Source organism: Photobacterium satsumensis (assembly GCF_050336935.1).
Lineage (GTDB): Bacteria > Pseudomonadota > Gammaproteobacteria > Enterobacterales > Vibrionaceae > Photobacterium > Photobacterium satsumensis.
The window spans coordinates 39,954-57,654 of the sequence record NZ_JAKJSK010000020.1 but is presented as its reverse complement, the minus strand read 5'-3'; the positions used below and the strand labels follow the sequence as shown (position 1 = coordinate 57,654).

14 protein-coding genes are annotated in these 17,701 nt (G+C 50.1%); 11 read left to right on the top strand and 3 right to left on the bottom strand.

Features of this window, described 5'->3' with window-relative positions:
• Nucleotides 1-32: 32 nt before the first annotated feature.
• Complete coding sequence (locus L4D79_RS27740) at nt 33-1,085, bottom strand: porin (protein WP_428656624.1); 1,053 nt, start codon at nt 1,083-1,085, stop codon at nt 33-35.
• 285 nt (nt 1,086-1,370) lie between these two features.
• A complete protein-coding gene (locus L4D79_RS27735) occupies nt 1,371-2,030 on the bottom strand; it encodes an oligogalacturonate-specific porin KdgM family protein (RefSeq protein ID WP_428656622.1) in 660 nt (219 codons plus the stop codon).
• A gap of 411 nt (nt 2,031-2,441) precedes the next feature.
• Between L4D79_RS27735 and rlmA the strand changes: the two genes are divergently transcribed.
• From rlmA to L4D79_RS27690, 9 genes are all read left to right on the top strand, one after another.
• The gene (gene rlmA, locus L4D79_RS27730) at nt 2,442-3,260 is read left to right on the top strand and encodes a 23S rRNA (guanine(745)-N(1))-methyltransferase (protein ID WP_428656620.1); all 819 of its coding nucleotides are present in this window, start codon (nt 2,442-2,444) and stop codon (nt 3,258-3,260) included.
• 129 nt (nt 3,261-3,389) lie between these two features.
• The gene (locus L4D79_RS27725; RefSeq protein ID WP_428656617.1) at nt 3,390-4,355 is read left to right on the top strand and encodes a ChaN family lipoprotein; all 966 of its coding nucleotides are present in this window, start codon (nt 3,390-3,392) and stop codon (nt 4,353-4,355) included.
• Between the two features lie 504 nt (nt 4,356-4,859).
• The gene (locus L4D79_RS27720; RefSeq protein WP_428656683.1) at nt 4,860-5,777 is read left to right on the top strand and encodes an ABC transporter substrate-binding protein; all 918 of its coding nucleotides are present in this window, start codon (nt 4,860-4,862) and stop codon (nt 5,775-5,777) included.
• Between the two features lie 30 nt (nt 5,778-5,807).
• The gene (locus L4D79_RS27715) at nt 5,808-6,737 is read left to right on the top strand and encodes an ABC transporter permease (protein ID WP_428656615.1); all 930 of its coding nucleotides are present in this window, start codon (nt 5,808-5,810) and stop codon (nt 6,735-6,737) included.
• A 15-nt stretch (nt 6,738-6,752) separates the two neighbouring features.
• Nucleotides 6,753-7,547 carry an ABC transporter ATP-binding protein gene (locus tag L4D79_RS27710; protein WP_428656613.1) on the top strand — a complete coding sequence of 265 codons (795 nt, stop codon included), beginning with the start codon at nt 6,753-6,755 and terminating at the stop codon, nt 7,545-7,547.
• 94 nt (nt 7,548-7,641) lie between these two features.
• Nucleotides 7,642-7,944, top strand: a complete 303-nt coding sequence (locus L4D79_RS27705) for a DUF6172 family protein (RefSeq protein ID WP_428656610.1) — start codon at nt 7,642-7,644, stop codon at nt 7,942-7,944.
• A gap of 218 nt (nt 7,945-8,162) precedes the next feature.
• Nucleotides 8,163-9,464 (top strand): efflux RND transporter periplasmic adaptor subunit, encoded by a 1,302-nt coding sequence (locus tag L4D79_RS27700; RefSeq protein WP_428656608.1) that lies wholly within the window; start codon nt 8,163-8,165, stop codon nt 9,462-9,464.
• On the top strand, nt 9,461-12,616 hold the full coding sequence (locus L4D79_RS27695; protein WP_428656606.1) for an efflux RND transporter permease subunit: 3,156 nt from the start codon (nt 9,461-9,463) through the stop codon (nt 12,614-12,616). Before L4D79_RS27700 ends, L4D79_RS27695 begins: the two co-directional genes overlap by 4 nt.
• A 47-nt stretch (nt 12,617-12,663) precedes the next feature.
• Nucleotides 12,664-13,269 (top strand): TetR/AcrR family transcriptional regulator, encoded by a 606-nt coding sequence (locus tag L4D79_RS27690; protein ID WP_428656604.1) that lies wholly within the window; start codon nt 12,664-12,666, stop codon nt 13,267-13,269.
• Between the two features lie 46 nt (nt 13,270-13,315).
• On the opposite strand, the gene yfbV is transcribed toward L4D79_RS27690, so the two are convergent.
• The gene (yfbV, locus tag L4D79_RS27685; RefSeq protein WP_428656602.1) at nt 13,316-13,768 is read right to left on the bottom strand and encodes a terminus macrodomain insulation protein YfbV; all 453 of its coding nucleotides are present in this window, start codon (nt 13,766-13,768) and stop codon (nt 13,316-13,318) included.
• Between the two features lie 333 nt (nt 13,769-14,101).
• On the opposite strand from yfbV, the gene L4D79_RS27680 reads away from it, so the two are divergent.
• On the top strand, nt 14,102-15,298 hold the full coding sequence (locus tag L4D79_RS27680) for an acetate kinase (protein ID WP_428656600.1): 1,197 nt from the start codon (nt 14,102-14,104) through the stop codon (nt 15,296-15,298).
• A 167-nt stretch (nt 15,299-15,465) separates the two neighbouring features.
• The gene (pta, locus tag L4D79_RS27675; protein ID WP_428656680.1) at nt 15,466-17,604 is read left to right on the top strand and encodes a phosphate acetyltransferase; all 2,139 of its coding nucleotides are present in this window, start codon (nt 15,466-15,468) and stop codon (nt 17,602-17,604) included.
• Nucleotides 17,605-17,701: the final 97 nt, after the last annotated feature.

The window sequence follows — 17,701 nt, the reverse complement described above, 5'->3', positions numbered from 1 at the left end:
AGCCAGCATCCGCTGGCTTAATGCTGTCGATGTTAGTACTCGTAACGCAGCCCGAGGAACATATAGTCATCATCCGTTTTACCGGAAAAACGTACTGGGTCAGCGGTCCCATCATCCCCATCCTTGCCATCACGGAACACATAGCTAGCAAAAATAGACGAGCGCAACGTTAACCGGTATTGGGCTTCCAGCGTGGTATCGCTCAACTCGAGCTCATCACCGCCACTGTTGTCCAACCAGCGGTAGCCACCGCGCAGCACCCAGTCATCATTAACTTCGTAAACGGCCGTGAACTCAACCACTTCGTCTTTGCTCTTGGTGCCACTGCCATAATCCACTTCATCTTCTGAATAGATCACCCCCAGCACCAAGTCTTTAATGTAGTAACTGGCACCGACACCCCACACGTAGTAATCACGCCCGCTGTCGTCACCTTCGTCAACCTGATACACCGCAACTGGCGCCAACTTACCGGCATTACCCATATCAAAGGTATAGCGCAGGGCGATGTTATAACCGATATCCAAATCAGACTCGCCGTTACCAAGTATGTACGCTACAGACACATCGAAGTAGTCATAGCTATTTTGGTATTGCAAGGTACCGTCCTGGCGGAAGACTTGTGTGGCAGTACTATCCACCGCTCCCACTTGTCGAGCGATGGCAATATCCGATCCCGCAAAAACATCGACAATATCGGTAAACATGATCAGACCTGATGCGACACGGCCACCAGTGTATTTACCGTACTCTGAGGCATCAATCCCCGCCCATACATAACGCGCGGTAAGATCGCTGGAATCCGAATCTAAGCTATTGGCAAACTCTGCCGCTCCGACTTGATATTCCGCCCAGCCAATCACCGATACGTCATCATTGACCGTTTGTGCCCCCCCGAGCCCGAGACGGGCATCGAACTTCCCTTCAACATCATTGGATCCTTTATCGGTGACATTGAAGGCCAAGCGCCCGTACACATCAATGGTCGAGCCATCATCACCTTGGAAGATTGTCCCTGCCTGAGCGTACCCTGTACCTAGTAACGCCGACACTGCCACTGCTAATGCTAATGCTACTCTTTTCATGTTCAACTCCTGTTGTACATTTTTATTGTCGAGGCCGTCATTTGCCCCGTAAAAAGCACTGCCATTTTATAAACGCTAAATGCAAAACCAATAAATCAAGCACTTAATCGCGCCTAATTAGCATAGTACAGATCCTAAAATGTTGAATAATTGTTGAATATTTATTGAACTTTTATGCGAAGGAGAAAATGAGCAAGAAAATACTGGGGAGGAAACGTTGAAGGTTTGGCATAAAAAAGGGAAGCAAGATTGCTCCCCTCTTCAGGTATTAAGGTTTAAACCAACTTAGAAGCCGTAAGATGCACCGAATACAAATGCATTGTTGCTGTTGTTCGCTTGGTTACGGTACTCAAAGTATGGCTGCACACCACTGCGAGTCCATGTTGCACGAAGCTCATGATCTTTTGAATCTTTGCGGGAGTCGCCATTATTCGCATCATCATTGAAGTTATAAATAAAGTTATACTTCAGGTTTACAGTTTCGTTTAACTGGTAAGCGATAGATGTATCTGTACGCAGTGAGTCACCCGCACCAGCCGCATCTGTCGCATCAATGTGGTAGCGAGAACGGTGGTACAGAGAGATGTTGTCCATGTTGTAGCCAACTTTAATTAGCGGACGGTACTGGATAGTCTCACCCTCTTGGATCAAGTGGTGGTAACCCGCCGCAACCCATAGGCTATCAGTAATGTTCATTGCTTGCTCAGCGCCTAGAGTAACGTAGGTGCTGTCCTGCGTATTAACTTCACCAATCTGAATACCGTCAAACTCAGTCAGTAGCGTTAGACCACCCAAAGAGTTAGTAAAAGTGTGGCCCGCTTCTAGTGTTGAAGTCGCATCTGCCGCACCGTCACTGTGGAACTGTACGTTACCGGTTACGTAAGATGACGCCATTGCGCCTTGTGCCATAAGTAATGCTACTGCGCCTAATGCAAAACGTTTCATTGTGAACTCCTGGAGACAAATTCTCGCGGCATGTGTGCAATCTTGTTTTTTTACGGCATAAATTATTATTCGAGAAATGGATAGATTCGACAATGAACATAACCCAATTCACTTATTGCTATACAACAGAATAATATTCCAACCCATCCATAGGGTATGCAATCAAACACCAAAAACCACTTGATAAAAAAGTAAAAAACAAACTTAACCACTTCCTTTTAGATGCAAAATATCTTAGAAAGCTGAATAGGAGTTGAACATGAAGCACGGAATTTTATTTAAAATATAACTGTGATCTGGGTATAATTTTACAGCGCGAAATATGTGATCGGTATCCTTTTCTCCCAGCGCTTGCAGGCGTATATAGGCGGCGTTTACAATGCACTTATACTTCTTCACCTCGGTATTCCTATGACGTATCAATGCCCTCTCTGCCACCAGCCACTTAGCCAAAATGAAAAAAACTGGAAGTGTGAAAGCAACCACCAGTTTGATCAGGCCAAGGAAGGGTATGTAAACTTATTGCCCGCTCACCATAAGGGCTCGAAGAACCCTGGCGATAATAAGGAAATGATGCAGGCCAGACGCCTATTCCTCGACGCCGGCCACTATGATCCAATGCGCCAGAAGGTCATAGATAAGCTAGAAAAACACCTACCGGAAGAGGCTGAGCAGCTATTGGATATCGGTTGTGGCGAGGGGTACTACACATCCGGTTTTGCCGCTGCACTGACAGCTCATCCGGCTTTGGAAGTACATGGTTTGGACATTTCTAAAGTAGCGGTTCGCTACGCAGCCAAGCGCTATCCGACCTGCCATTTCTGTGTCGCTTCCAGTCACCGTCTGCCTTTTTCCGACCACTCTCTGGATGGCATGGTACGTATTTATGCGCCATGCAAAGACGAAGAGCTAAAGCGTACGATTAAATCGGGTGGCATTATTGTTACCGTTACGCCGGCAGCCCGCCATTTGTACCAGCTGAAAGAGCTGATTTACGACGGTGTTCGACTTCATGATATGGCAGCTGAAAGTATTGAAGGCTTTGAACTTATCGATCAAACCCAACTCCACTACGACATGGTTCTAACGGGCGAAGAAGCAACAGCGCTGATGCAGATGACACCATTTGCATGGAAAACCAGTGACACTATTTGGCAGCAACTGGCGGCAAGCGAGCAATTCCGTTGCGAAGCCGATTTCGCGATTAGGGTCTATCAACGACAAGCTTAACGGCGCTAAGCTTCAGCCAATACCTCAAACCAAACAATAGTGGTTATCAATTGCATTTGATAACCACTATCAACTCATCTATCATCACAGCCTCTATACTCATACCAAACTCACTGTGACTTGATACCCATGAAGAAATGGCTTTCCCTCGGTCTCGCTGGCCTGATGTTCGGCTGTGCCTCCCAAACCGATATTACCGATATCAACGGCAACGGTGGTGCCCAGCTGTTACCGACTATGTACGACTCGACTATCCAGTCTCCGCAAGGTCAGCCGATGACCCTTGCCCAGCTTGCAAATGCACTTAAAGATGCTGATATCGTGTTGGTAGGCGAATGGCACGGCCACCCTGGCGCGCACCTGATGCAAACTCGCCTCTTTGCCGCTCTGTACCAACAAAACCCAGATATGGCTTTGTCAATGGAGCAGTTCACCCGGGACAAACAGCATGTCGTAAACCAGTACCTAGAGGGTGAGATCGGCGAGAAAACCCTGATCAAAGACGGAAATGCCTGGCCTAACTACAGCAGTGACTACCGGCCCCTGGTTGAATTTGCCAAGATGAACCAGCTGGATGTGATTGCCGCCAATGCCCCGAAATCCATTGTTCGCTGCATAGGCCAGCAAGGCGAGGACTATTTGGAGCTGCTGCCAACCACTGAGCGCAAATGGGTCGCCGAACAGCTGACACTGGGCAACGATGCCTACCATGAGAAATTCAATGCGTCGATGCACCATGGCGATGAAGAAAAAACCCAACGCCAGTTTGCAGCCCAAACCGCTTGGGATGACACCATGGCTGAAAGTATGGTGGATTACCTTGCCCTTTATCCCGGCAAACAAATTATTCATGTTGCAGGACGCTTCCATGTGGCAGAAGGTTTAGGTACCGCTTCACGGATCACCGCACGTAACCCGGATTTGAACGTCATGATGGTGACGCCGGTAACCGAAAAAGCCAATGTGGCAGAAGGAGCGCCTGATTTCACTTTCAAGGTCATGCAGCTACCGACAGCCTATGTCGATAAAAACAAAATGCATGCAGCGATGAAAGAGATTTACGGCAGGAATAAAGCGTTGAAGTGCTATAAATAACAGCGATATAAGTGGATAGCCCTGAAAAGAACTGACCCCACCGGCGGCCAAGCTTGTGGGGTCATAGGGAGAGATACAGCTAATACCTCATAGCGCTTATTATCTCGTACCCGACCTGACCCTTCACTGAACACCGACCTTTCCACTGCATGATCTGTGGCACAGATTTTCGTAGCGCTATCGATACCAATCAGAAAACGTCTCTCCACAGCCGATAAAAATAGAAATAAAGCATAATTAACCATTCATTCATCAGAAAACCAACCAGCCAAAGCAATATTTCGCAACAAACAACCACTCTCACTACTTGGTCATTGCGCTGCAGCATGATCGACCGCACCATGTTGCGCAATTGTTAAAAATCATATGTCATTTTAAGCCCTGATGCGATAAAACATTATGCTAAGCAACGATTTGAACAGCGTGAAACAAACAGGGAGTGTGAGAATGGATATGAAAAACAATAAAATACTGACAGCTATCTGCGTCGCCGCCTCATTAAGCATGGCCTCTGCCACTGCCGTGGCTGAAGTAGCAAAAGTTGCCGTTTCGCAAATTGTTGAGCACCCAGCATTGGATGCTGCACGCAATGGCTTGCTCGATGGCTTGAAACAAAAAGGGTATATCGAGGGCGAGAATCTAGAGTTCAGCTACCAGACTGCGCAAGGCAACCCGGCGATTGCCGTGCAGATTGCCAAACAATTCGTTGGTGAACGTCCCGACGTACTGGTGGGCATTGCCACCCCTACCGCCCAAGCGTTGGCTGCTTCCACTCGCTCTATCCCGGTTGTTTTCACGGCAGTGACCGATCCGGTAGGCGCCAAGCTGGTCAAGGATATGGAAAAGCCAGCCCGAAATGTCACCGGCTTATCCGATCTGTCACCGGTTGCCCAACACGTGGCACTGATGCAGGAACTATTGCCTGAGATGAAAAGTATCGGGGTGGTCTTCAATCCAGGTGAAGCCAATGCCGTTGCCTTGGTCCAACTACTCCGTGCCGCCGCCAAGGACAAAGGCCTCACAGTGGTTGAGGCAACCGCGCTTAAAAGTGCCGATGTCCAATCAGCAGCCCAGATTGTCGCTTCCAAAGCTGACGTGATTTACGCCCCAACCGACAATACCGTAGCCAGTGCAATCGACGGGCTGGTCAATGCCGGCAACCAAGCCAACACCCCGATTGTCGGCGCCTCTACAACCTACATTGAAAACGGTGCCCTCGCCGCTCTCGGCTTCGACTACTATCAAGTCGGCGTGCAAACGGCGGATTATGTTGATGCCTTACTAAAAGGAAAGAAAGTGTCTGATCTTCCTGTAAAAGTGGCAAAAGGCTCCGATCTTGCCCTTAACCAGAAGGCCGCCGACAAGCTGGGGCTCACCTTCCCTGCGGCGGTACTTGAGCGCGCAACATCGATAGAGAAGTAATTATCAATCATAAAGACAAGGAGAATAAGGATGTCTTTCTTTGCCTTTCTCGGGACCCTCGAGATAGGGTTGGTCTATGGACTGGTTGCCCTCGGGGTCTACCTAACGTTTCGTATTCTGGACTTTCCCGATCTCTCGGTCGATGGCAGCTTTCCAATGGGAGCCGCTGTCGCGGCCACTGCGATTATTGCCGGTTTCAACCCTTGGGTAGCCACCTTACTGGCCATCGCCGCTGGCGGGCTTTGCGGGCTGGTAACTGCCTTCTTGGCGGTTCGCTGCGGGATCCTCCACCTCCTCGCCAGTATCCTGACAATGATTGCCGCCTTCTCAATCAATATCCGGATCATGGGCAGTCCCAACCTCTCCCTGTTAGGTGAGGATACCTTGTTTACCCCGTTCGAAATGCTCGCTTTTGAAAACGGGTTAGACGAAGGCATTATCCGTTTAGCGATAGTGCTTGCCTTAGTAGTCGCTAGCGCTTGGTTTATTACCCGCCTGCTTGCCAGTGACTTCGGCCTTGGCCTGCGTGCAACCGGGGTAAACAGCCGGATGGTCAATGCTCAAGGGGGCAATACCGATCTGTATACCTACTTCGGCTTGGCCTTATCCAACGGGCTAGTCGGCTTTTCCGGTGCCTTATTCGCCCAAACCAATAGCTTTGCCGATGTCACGTCGGGGGTCGGCACCATTGTGGTGGGTCTTGCTGCAGTGATCCTCGGTCAAACCCTACTCCCCGGCCGCAAAATCTGGGTCGCAGTCATCGCGGTGATCCTCGGCTCTATTCTTTACCGCTTGGCTGTCGCCTTTGCCCTCAGCAGTGGGATGTTTGGCCTGCAAGCCTCTGATCTCAACCTGATCACCGCCCTACTGGTTGCCGTTGCCCTGATCGCCCCACGCATGAAAGGAAAATTGACTCGCGGAAAGAGAAAATCATCCGCAACCACCAAGAAATTAGCGTAAGGCGTTGAGGTAAGCATGATTGAACTAAACGATATCCGTGTGACCTTCAACGAAGGCACCATTTTGGAAAACCAAGCGCTCAAGGGTGTCTCCCTGACGGTACCTGAAAAGCAATTTGTCACCGTGATTGGCTCGAACGGGGCTGGTAAATCCACCCTCTTGGGAGCAGTCAGCGGGGAGACCCCGATGGTCGGCGGGCAGGTGTTGATCGACAATATCGATGTTACCCAGAAAAGTGTCCACCAACGTGCCCAATATGCGGCAAGGGTGTTCCAAGATCCGCTGGCCGGCACCTGTGGTTCGCTCACCATTGAGGAAAATATGGCGCTGGCCTACAAACGCGGTAGTCAGCGCAATTGGAAACTGGCTCTGTCATCCAAGCGCCGCAAGTTATTTCAGGATCGGATCAGTATATTAGGCCTCGGCCTTGAGGACAGGTTGGGCGATAGCATTGGGCTGCTATCAGGTGGCCAACGTCAAGCAGTCAGCTTGGTAATGGCCACACTGGCAGACAGCAAGCTGCTACTGCTCGATGAGCACACTGCCGCCTTGGATCCCCGGATGGCCGCATTTGTTCTGGCCCTTACCAATAAAGTGGTTGAAGAGTTTGATCTGACAGTCATGATGGTGACCCACTCGATGAAGGATGCATTAGCCTATGGTGAGCGTACCGTGATGCTGCATCAAGGAGAAGTGGTACTTGATGTAGCAGGAGAAGCGCGCAGCCATATGGGCGTGAAAGATCTGTTAGAGATGTTCAGCAAAGTCCGCGGGGAAGAATTGGCTGATGATAGCCTGCTATTAAACTAGCGATAAAATTGCCATTCGCGACCAGCGCCAAATTAAAGTAAAATACACATCGTGCCCAGCGTGTTCTGGGCCCTTTTTGATTTTTAGGAAAACGATGAAAAAAACATTTGCCTTAACTCACCCAAAAAAAGCGGTTCCACGCGTTGTCGAAGCAATCAAGTACGAAGTAAAGAAGTACCTCAAGCGTGAACGTAACAAATCCCTTCCAGCCGGTGCTGATTACTGGGATTTCGACTGTAAGTTTGGTCATACCGAGCAGGAAGCAAAGGTTATCCACGTTAAAGAAATCAATAAGTGCATTGATGAAGCCGAAACACTGGCGCTAACGTCATTCTACTTGGAAATCCTGGCCAAGCCGGGTGTTCGCACCAAGCGAGAAGTTGAAGACGAAGAGTAATCGCCGTTTTCAAGACAAAGCCACACTCGCAGTGGCTTTGTCTGCATCCCTCTTCTTACTTATTCTCTCCCTTCTCTACCTATTCATTTCTTTATTAATCACTTCACAAGGCTCGCAATTGAACGCGTTATTGAGCCATTAGAAGTAAAATTCACCCACTTACATACATTCAAGAATGTATGTAAAATAAAGCTATTGTCCCTACCCAGAGAATAACCATGAAACTTCGTTCGCTAACTGCCAAGGCATGGCTGATATTCCCCATCGGCTTGCTATTGCTGACTGGCTACCGGTTTTCACAATTGGAAGACACCAACCAGATCCTCCCACCACCTCAACCGGTAAAAGTCCAAACGGAGAAGATGACGCCAGAGCTGCTAACAGGTTGGTCCTTCTCCGAAGGGACAGTGCAGGCCTACCGAAAGGCTTTCCTCGATTTTGAAATGCCGGGTAAAGTCGTCACCATCGGTGAACTGGAAAACGGCACCCAGCTTCGGGAAGGTGCTCGCGTCTTCGGTCCGGACAAGACAATCAAACGCGGCCAGCTGTTGGCACAAATCGACAGCCGCCAGAACTCCGCATCGGTCAAAGCGCTCGAAGCCCGCCTGCAAGCTGTACGCGCCCAAAAACAAGAAGCCCAAGCCCGCCTTCAGCAGGCAGAGAATGATCTCGCCCTTTCCCAACAAAACTTTGCCCGGATGGAAGAAGTCTATGAGCGAGGCGTAATTTCTCAGGATGAATTCGAGCGCAACAAAACGGCTCTACTCAATGCCCATTCGGCCGTTACCATGAACATTAGCGCGCTGGAGGCCATCGAATCAGAAATTCTTAGCGTTTCCGCCGATATCAACCGCGAGACGGTGAGCCTTGAAAAGACCAGCTTATTTGCCCCATTCGATGGCTATATTGCCGCGATGAATATCCGCGAGGATAACCACTACTACCCACCGGCAGGTATTACTTCAAACCGCGACCGCGAAGCCAGCAGTGCCATTGTGGTGGTTGATGACAGCTTGCTGGAAATCCAACTGGAACTGCCGGTTGAAGACGCCCGCCAGCTGAAAGAGGGGCAGACCGTTTATCTCGCCAGCGATAACGCCATCCTGTACCGCGCGGAAGAAAACCAGTTCCAAGGTAACGAGGTCGTGACCGGGACTATCTGGTCGGTAAGCCCAACGATCAACCTCCAGCGTCGTTCACAAAGTGTCAAAGTACGAGTGCAAAACGAAGACCAAAAGCTCATCGACGGTGAGTTCGTTCGGGCCTGGATAGCCGCAACGGTCGTTGAAAATGCAGTGTCACTGCCCATCTACGCAATATCGTTCCGCGGTGGAAATGCCTTTGCGTTTGTCGTCAATCACGATAACCAAGTCGAAGAACGCCAGCTTTCCCTCGGCCTGCAAGGACTGCGTCGTATCGAGGTGCTAAGCGGCCTCAAGGCAGATGAACAAGTTGTCACCCGAGGCCAGCACCTACTGGTAAACGGTAGCGCTGTTGAGGTAGTAGGAGCGACCCGATGAGGCCGATTGCACGCAAACTCTTTGTCCAAACCTTGGTTGCCCGCCTGCTATTGGGGATGGTGGTACTCGCAGGGTTGCTGTCGTACAACAACATGGTAAGAGAGAACTACCCCGATCTCGAAATCCCCCAAGCCATCGTGATGACCTTCTGGCCAGGAGCAGCGCCAGAGCAAATCGAGAAAGAGATCACCAAGCACCTTGAGGATGAAATCCGTAGCTTAAAAGGACTGAAGTCATTTTCCAGTGGATCCTATAACTCCTACTCCATTGTCGCGGTAGAGTTTGATGCTGACATGCCGATGAGCGAGTCGATGCAGCTGTTGCGCGCCGCCGTCGATAAAGCCGAGGCGGAATTCCCTGCCGATGGCAGCATTGAAAAGCCCGATATCGAAGAAATGTCGGTCTCCAATATGCCGGTGATCAGCTGGGTACTCAGCGGTGACGTCGACGATATCTTACTGTCGGATACCGCCAAGCGGCTGGAGACCCAGTTTGAAAACCTGCCATTGGTCAAAAAGGTCAACCTCAATGGCATGCGCGAAAAGAGCCTGCATGTACGCCTAAGAATGGACAGGTTGCGTGATCTTGGGATCTCCCCCCTGCTGGTGCGCGATCGCTTACAAAATGCCAACCACGATATGGCTTGGGGAGAGTTCGAGTCTGACGAAAATACCTTTAATCTCTACTTATCCGGTCGTTTCGTTACCGTCGACCAGGTGCGCCAACTCCCTATTACCCGCCTGAGTGATAATCGACCTGTTCGCCTCGGCGAAGTAGCCGAAGTCAGCCACCGCCTTGATCGCGAAGTCAGCCGAACTTTCTTTAGCGTTAACAACCAAGCCTACGAGCCGGGTATTACCCTTGATGTCCTCAAACATCCTGGGGCCGATACCTTCGCCGTTATAGCATCAACCCAGCAGATGGTCGATCAACTCACCAACCGCTCTGATTGGCCCCAAGGGCTATCCTTGTCCCGGGTAAGTGACGACGGTGAGTTAATCGAGTTAGCCTTCAATGATATCTCCAGTTCCATGCAGCAAGCCGTCGTGATCGTGTTTATCGTGCTGATGCTGCTACTCAGCTGGCGCGAAGCCTTGGTTGCCGGTATCGCCCTGCCAGTCACCCTACTGGCGACACTGGCCGTGATGGCAAGCTTCGGCTACTCCTTCAATTCGATGATCATGATCGGCATGGTGCTGGCACTCGGCCTGATGGTCGATGTCTATATTCTGGTGATGGAAGGGATGCACGAAGGTCTCTATGTCAAAAAGCTCCCATTTGCAGAGGCCGCACTTGAAACCGTTCGCCAGTTCATCTTGCCAGCGACCGCTGGACAGCTCACCACCATTTTAGCCATGGTGCCGATGATGATGGTGGGAGGGATTGACGGTAAGTTTATCCGCATTCTGCCGATCACTATCACCGTCACCCTACTGATCAGCCTATTTATCGCCTTTCTGATCTGTATCCCACTGTCGCGCTACATGCTCGAAAGAGCGGCCGACAACGACAAAGAGCTGCTCATCGATAAGCTATCAAGCCGCTATCGCCACCAATTGCGCCGTTGGCTGACCACCTATGTGCTCAAGAGTAAACGCCGGGCCGGGGTATGGGTTGGCGGTACACTGGTTCTCTTCGTTGCCAGTATCATGTTGGTTGGCCTGATGCCCTCGGAAATGTACCCAGAATCCGACGATCGCAAAATCGGGGTATCACTGGTACTCGCCCCCGACGCGACGCTTGAGCAATCACAGCGTGCTGCCGATAAAGCCGGTGAGTTCTTGCGCCAACAGCCTTGGATCGAGAAAGTCATCACCTATGTCGGAGCCAAAAGCCCGATGACAACCGCTTCGCTCAATGATGCCCTATTGCCATCCCAAGAATGGAACCAAGTCGGTTTCAGCCTGACCCTCTACCCGAAAGATCAGCGCGATAAATTATCATTCGAATATCTGGAGGAAATCCGTAATGGCATCCAACAAGCATTACGCAACGAACCCGGGATCGAAGTGTCTCTGGTTCACATCGGTGGCAACCCTGATACCTCAGCACCGATCCAAATTGACTTAATTGGGCCAGATTATAATCAGCTGATTGCTAATGCCGCAGCAGTCAAAGCCGCACTGGCACAGGTGCCGGGCAGCAGCGACATCAACGACAACCTTGGCCCTGCCCGCCATGAGGTGCGCTTTCACTTCAAGCATGAAATGCTGAGTTTCCACCAACTGTCAGAATCTGAAGTCTCGCAGCAGATCCGAGTGGCAATGGAGCAGGACGAAATCGGCCACTTCAAGATTGAAGGTATCGATGACGACGCCAAGATGCGCCTCAGCGTATTGTGGCCAAGCCGTGGCGACAGCCTTGGCGGCCCCCGTCATTTGTCGGAGATGCAGTTACTCCACATCATCAGCCAGGATGGCCGAGCCGTGCCATTGACCGATCTGGTGGATTACCAAATTGTCGAAACTCCACGGGTATTCGTCCACAAGGAAGGCCAGCGTGCCGTTACCGTTGCCTCGCGCACTGAAGGCCGTACAGCCAGCGAAGTGATCACGGCGTTGATCCCGCAATTGGAGCAGCTACAAGCCCAGTGGCCGAACGGCTATTATTATCAACTCGGTGGTGAAATGGCCAAAGCCGACGAGAGCTACAGCGCTATGGGAACAGCCTTCGTCTTGGCCATGTTCTCGATCTTCGTGTTGTTGGCACTGATGTTCAACTCGTTTGCCCAACCGGCGATTATCTTGCTGATTGTACCGCTTGCCTTGATGGGGACCTTCTTCGGTTACTTCCTGTCAGGCACCGCAATGTCATTCTCGGGACTGATCGGTATCGTGTCACTGGCGGGGATTGCGGTAAATAACGGTATCGTATTGGTCGATACCATGAACCGCCACCTCAAGCGCGGCGAGTCTGTCGCCCAAGCAGCCGCCTACGGTGCAGCCGAGCGCCTGAGGCCGATCCTTAGCACCAGCTTGACCACCATCCTGAGCTTGCTGCCACTGGCATACAGCGATCCACAGTGGTACCCGCTTTGTATGGCGATTATTTATGGCTTAGTGGCATCGACCATTATTGCCATTGTAATAATCCCCGCGTTGTATATTCTTTTGACCAAACCATTAGGCAGCCCAGTAGCACAAAGCGCCTAATTGATTATCGGGGGTGCTTTGGCACTCCCGTATTTCGGATAAAGTAGATGGCAAGAAAAAGTAAAGAAGAAGCAGAACAGACCCGGCTATTGTTGCTTGATACCGCAATGAAAGTATTCAGTCAAAAAGGCCTGAACAAAGCAACCCTCGCCGGTATCGCCTCTGAGGCGGGGCTCACCCGAGGGGCGATTTACTGGCATTTCAAAGACAAAGCCGATTTGCTTGATGCATTATGGCAAGAACAGTCGACTGCGGTCCAACACGCGGCAGAAGCCGTCGCAGAACAAACAGGTCCGGCATTGCGAGAAGGGGTACTCAATATCGCCCGGGTGCTCCTGACAGAGATGCGCGACACCCCCAAAATGGCCATGATTATTCAGCTATCACTGCAGGGGTTTACCGATGAAGACCTGCGTCTGCGTAGTATCGAAAAGGGGCAAGAGGACAACGCAAAAGTAGAAGGCGCGATGTTGCAACTGCAGCAAGATGGCCTGTTGTTACCCCACCTCACCGCTGACATTGCTGCGGTTATCTACAGTGGCCTGCTGACCGGGATCTGCGAGCAATGGACAATGTACGATCGCATCGCTAAGACCGATGAACAGATCGAGCAGTATGTCCACTCCCTGTCGTTGGCACTGTTTATCCGGTAATTATTTATCCGGTAGACAAGCCGAATACCTAATTACCGCCAACTCGCTAAAACCAGCGCTCGAGCGATGTTTTATCCAGCTGATTAAAAGCACGATTTAGCACCTGTGCCAGTTCTTTGTAGCGAGGGCGGCTTTTCAGCGGCTGCAGCGCATGCCCTTCACTGACAATCTTGTCATGGATTTCACGGTACCAACTTGCCAGCGACGGCGGTAGGTCGGTCCGGCTTCGTTTGCCCAGCCACCACAGCCCCTGCAACGGCATACTCAAGGCAAATAGCGCCACCGTAATCGCCTGCGGCAAGGCATCGTAATTATCGAACGCCATCTGGCTCAGCACGCTCATAACCGCAACGGCAGGCATCACCCGCGTCGCAAACCGCGTGGCCTTGATATACCGCTGCTCGGGAAACAGAATGGCCAACTCTTTGCGCATTGGCCACGTAGCCATGTAATCCTGACCATAACGGAATGCTTGCCAAATCGAATGTTGTTGACTCATAAACCACCAAACTTCAAAAAAATTAGTAAAAATTCAAAACTAGCAATAACAAACTTGATTCAAATTAATTTTTTCTAAAAATACTTTTGTTATATTGCACCACAATCGCTATCCTATGCACGCCTACATTTATTGTTGCCTGTAATCATCGTTCTGGCAACTGAAGGCGCTTCCAAGGATGGCCCAGAATCTGGGTTTCTCGATTCTATCTAGATACGGATGTAGCACGATTTTGACCCTGATTAGACCGGCTTGTCGAAAAGTCGTCTATCCTATGGGTAATTTTTATATCAGTTGAATATCAACTTTCAGACAGATTATAGGTAGTCACTCATGTCTAAGCTGGTTTTAGTTCTTAACTGCGGTAGTTCTTCTCTTAAGTTCGCTGTTGTTGACGCGGTATCAGGTGAAGAGCACCTGACAGGTCTTGCAGAATGTCTGCACCTTCCAGAAGCTCGTATCAAGTGGAAACTTGACGGTAAGCACGAAGCACAACTAGGCGAAGGCGCTGCTCACGAAGAAGCGCTAGCGTTCATGGTAGACACTATTCTTGCTTCTAAGCCAGAACTAGCAGAAAACCTACAAGCTATTGGTCACCGTGTTGTACACGGCGGCGAGAAATTCACTAAGTCTGCTCTTATCTGTGGCGATGTGCTTAAAGGTATCGAAGACTGTGCAACTCTAGCACCGCTTCACAACCCAGCTCACATCATCGGTATCAAAGCGGCTCAGAAGTCTTTCCCAGCACTTAAGAACGTAGCGGTATTTGACACAGCTTTCCACCAGACTATGCCTGAAGAAGCTTACCTATACGCTCTACCGTACAACCTATACAAAGAGCACGGTATCCGTCGCTACGGTATGCACGGTACTTCTCACCTATTCATCACTCGCGAAACTGCGAAGCTGCTAGGTAAGAAAGAAGAAGAGCTAAACATCATCAACTGTCACCTAGGTAACGGTGCTTCAGTTTGTGCTATCAAGAACGGTCAGTCTGTAGATACTTCTATGGGTCTTACTCCTCTTGAAGGTCTAGTGATGGGTACGCGTTGTGGTGATATCGATCCAGCTATCATCTTCCACCTGCACGACAACCTAGGTTACTCTGTTGAGAAAATCAACACGATGCTAACTAAAGAGTCTGGCCTACAAGGTCTGACTGAAGTGACTTCTGACTGTCGTTTCGTTGAAGACAACTACGGCGAGAAAGCTGAAGCAACTCGTGCAATGGACGTGTTCTGTCACCGTCTAGCTAAGTACGTTGCTGGTTACACAGCTTCTCTAGAAGGTCGTCTAGACGCAATCACTTTCACTGGTGGTATCGGTGAAAACTCTGCACCAATCCGTGAGATGGTTCTAAACCGCCTTGCTATCCTAGGTGTTGAAGTTGACGGTGAAGCTAACCTGAAAGCACGCTTCGGCGGCGAAGGCGTTATCACTACTGAAAACAGCCGTGTTCCTGCAATGGTTGTTTCAACTAACGAAGAACTAGTTATCGCGGAAGATACAGCTCGTCTAGCTGAAATCTAATCGGTCGATACTGACTTCAACGGCTGGCCTAGGCCGGCCGTTTTTTCATGACTTATGACCTTAGGTCATGCTTTTGTGTGGTGCTGTCCAATACCGGTTCACCCATCGTTATTGCACAGCACTGTCGTGTTTCAATAGTTGAGGAATCCATAGTGTCCCGTACTATTATGCTTGTTCCGGTTGGTGCCGGTGTTGGTCTTACTAGCGTAAGCCTTGGTGTGCTTCGTGCAATGGAGCGCAAAGGTGTTCGCGTTTCTTTCTTCAAGCCTATCGCCCAGCCGCGTCACGGCGGTGATCAGCCAGATCTAACAACTAACATCATCACTGCTAACAGTGATATGAAAGTGGCTGAACCTTTCTCAATGGCTTGTGCAGAAGAGCTTATCCGTAACGATAAGAGCGATGTTCTGCTAGAAGACATCGTAGCACGCTTCAAAGAATCAACAGCTAACGCTGAAGTTGCGCTAATCGAAGGTCTTGTACCAACGCGTAAGCACCCGTTTGCGAACCAGATCAACTACGAGATTGCTAAGACTCTGGGTGCGGAAATCGTATTCGTTGTTGCCGCAGGTACTGATAACCCAGCTCAACTTAAAGAGCGTATCGAAGTAGCATGTTCTAACTTCGGTGGTATCAAGAACAAGCAAATTGCTGGTGTTATCGTTAACAAGCTAAACGCACCTGTTGACGCTGAAGGCCGTACTCGCCCAGACCTATCTGAAATCTTCGACGACGCTGAAGCCACTGTGCCTTCAAACGTTGAAGTTATGCAGGTATTCAACTCAAGCCCTATCCGTGTACTTGGCTGTGCACCTTGGAGCGCTGAGCTGATCGCGACTCGTTCAACTGACATCGCTAAGCACCTGAACGCTGAAATCATCAACGAAGGTGATATCGCGACTCGCCGTATCAAGAGCATCACTTTCTGTGCACGTTCTATCCCGCACATGGTTGAGCACTTCCGTCCTGGCTCTCTGCTAGTAACTTCAGCAGACCGTCCAGACGTAATCGTTGCGGCATGTCTTGCTGCAATGAACGGCGTTGAAATCGGTGCCCTACTGCTTACTGGCGGCTACGAGCTACCTAAGCCAGTAATGGACCTATGTGAGCGCGCATTCGAAACAGGCCTACCTGTTATGACTGCACTGGGTAACACTTGGCAGACATCTCTGAACCTTCAGAGCTTCAGCCTAGAAGTCCCTGCTGACGATAAAGAGCGTGTTGAGCTCGTTAACGAATACATGGCAAGCCACATTGACGGTCAATGGATTGAATCTCTAACTGAAGGTTCAGCCAAAGAGCGTCGCCTAAGCCCACCAGCATTCCGTTACGAGCTAACTGAACTTGCTCGTAAAGCGGCTAAGCGTGTTGTCCTGCCTGAAGGTGACGAACCACGTACCGTTAAAGCAGCTGCTATCTGTGCTGAGCGCGGTATTGCTGAATGTGTGCTTCTTGGTAACCCAGAAGAGATCAAGCGTGTTGCTGAGCAACAAGGCGTTACTCTAGGTGCTGGCGTAACCATCATCGATTCAGAAGCTGTTCGTGAAAACTACGTTGCTCGCCTGGTTGAGCTTCGTGGCGCGAAAGGCATGACTGATGTTGTTGCACGTGAGAAACTTCAAGACTCTGTTTTCCTAGGCACTATGATGCTAGAAAACAATGAAGTTGACGGCCTAGTTTCTGGTGCTGTTCACACAACCGCGAACACTATCGTTCCTCCGTTCCAGATCATCAAGACTGCACCGGATGCGTCAATCGTATCTTCTGTATTCTTCATGCTACTGCCTGATCAGGTACTGGTATACGGTGACTGTGCAATCAACCCAGATCCAAATGCTGAGCAGCTAGCGGAAATCGCTATCCAGTCTGCAGACTCTGCGAAAGCATTCGGCATCGAGCCTCGCGTTGCAATGATCTCTTACTCTACCGGTACTTCTGGTAAGGGTGCAGACGTTGATAAAGTACGTGAAGCAACTCGCATTGCTCAAGAGAAGCGTCCTGACCTAGTGATCGACGGTCCTCTTCAGTACGATGCTGCGATCATGGAAAACGTTGCTGCTTCTAAAGCGCCTAACTCACCTGTAGCGGGTAAAGCAACTGTATTCGTATTCCCTGACCTAAACACAGGTAACACGACTTACAAAGCGGTACAGCGTTCAGCAGACCTAGTTTCTATCGGTCCAATGCTTCAGGGCATGCGCAAGCCAGTTAACGACCTTTCTCGTGGCGCACTAGTAGACGATATCGTATACACAGTGGCACTAACTGCGATTCAGGCGAAACAAGCTGACGACGCAAACAAGTAAGACTTTCTTGTTTGAATGCTCTCTAGTTTGAATAAAGTTTCAATGCCCCGCGCTGCGGGGCATTTTTTTATCTATATAAAACAAGTCCCCTATTGTT

Excerpts from the sequence above, each read along its gene's own strand:
- L4D79_RS27740 (WP_428656624.1), bottom strand. The coding sequence starts at position 1,085 with ATGAAAAGAGTAGCATTAGCATTAGCAGTGGCAGTGTCGGCGTTACTA.
- L4D79_RS27735 (WP_428656622.1), bottom strand. The coding sequence starts at position 2,030 with ATGAAACGTTTTGCATTAGGCGCAGTAGCATTACTTATGGCACAAGGC.
- rlmA (WP_428656620.1), top strand. The coding sequence starts at position 2,442 with ATGACGTATCAATGCCCTCTCTGCCACCAGCCACTTAGCCAAAATGAA.
- L4D79_RS27725 (WP_428656617.1), top strand. The coding sequence starts at position 3,390 with ATGAAGAAATGGCTTTCCCTCGGTCTCGCTGGCCTGATGTTCGGCTGT.
- L4D79_RS27720 (WP_428656683.1), top strand. The coding sequence starts at position 4,860 with ATGGCCTCTGCCACTGCCGTGGCTGAAGTAGCAAAAGTTGCCGTTTCG.
- L4D79_RS27715 (WP_428656615.1), top strand. The coding sequence starts at position 5,808 with ATGTCTTTCTTTGCCTTTCTCGGGACCCTCGAGATAGGGTTGGTCTAT.
- L4D79_RS27710 (WP_428656613.1), top strand. The coding sequence starts at position 6,753 with ATGATTGAACTAAACGATATCCGTGTGACCTTCAACGAAGGCACCATT.
- L4D79_RS27705 (WP_428656610.1), top strand. The coding sequence starts at position 7,642 with ATGAAAAAAACATTTGCCTTAACTCACCCAAAAAAAGCGGTTCCACGC.
- L4D79_RS27700 (WP_428656608.1), top strand. The coding sequence starts at position 8,163 with ATGAAACTTCGTTCGCTAACTGCCAAGGCATGGCTGATATTCCCCATC.
- L4D79_RS27695 (WP_428656606.1), top strand. The coding sequence starts at position 9,461 with ATGAGGCCGATTGCACGCAAACTCTTTGTCCAAACCTTGGTTGCCCGC.
- L4D79_RS27690 (WP_428656604.1), top strand. The coding sequence starts at position 12,664 with ATGGCAAGAAAAAGTAAAGAAGAAGCAGAACAGACCCGGCTATTGTTG.
- yfbV (WP_428656602.1), bottom strand. The coding sequence starts at position 13,768 with ATGAGTCAACAACATTCGATTTGGCAAGCATTCCGTTATGGTCAGGAT.
- L4D79_RS27680 (WP_428656600.1), top strand. The coding sequence starts at position 14,102 with ATGTCTAAGCTGGTTTTAGTTCTTAACTGCGGTAGTTCTTCTCTTAAG.
- pta (WP_428656680.1), top strand. The coding sequence starts at position 15,466 with ATGCTTGTTCCGGTTGGTGCCGGTGTTGGTCTTACTAGCGTAAGCCTT.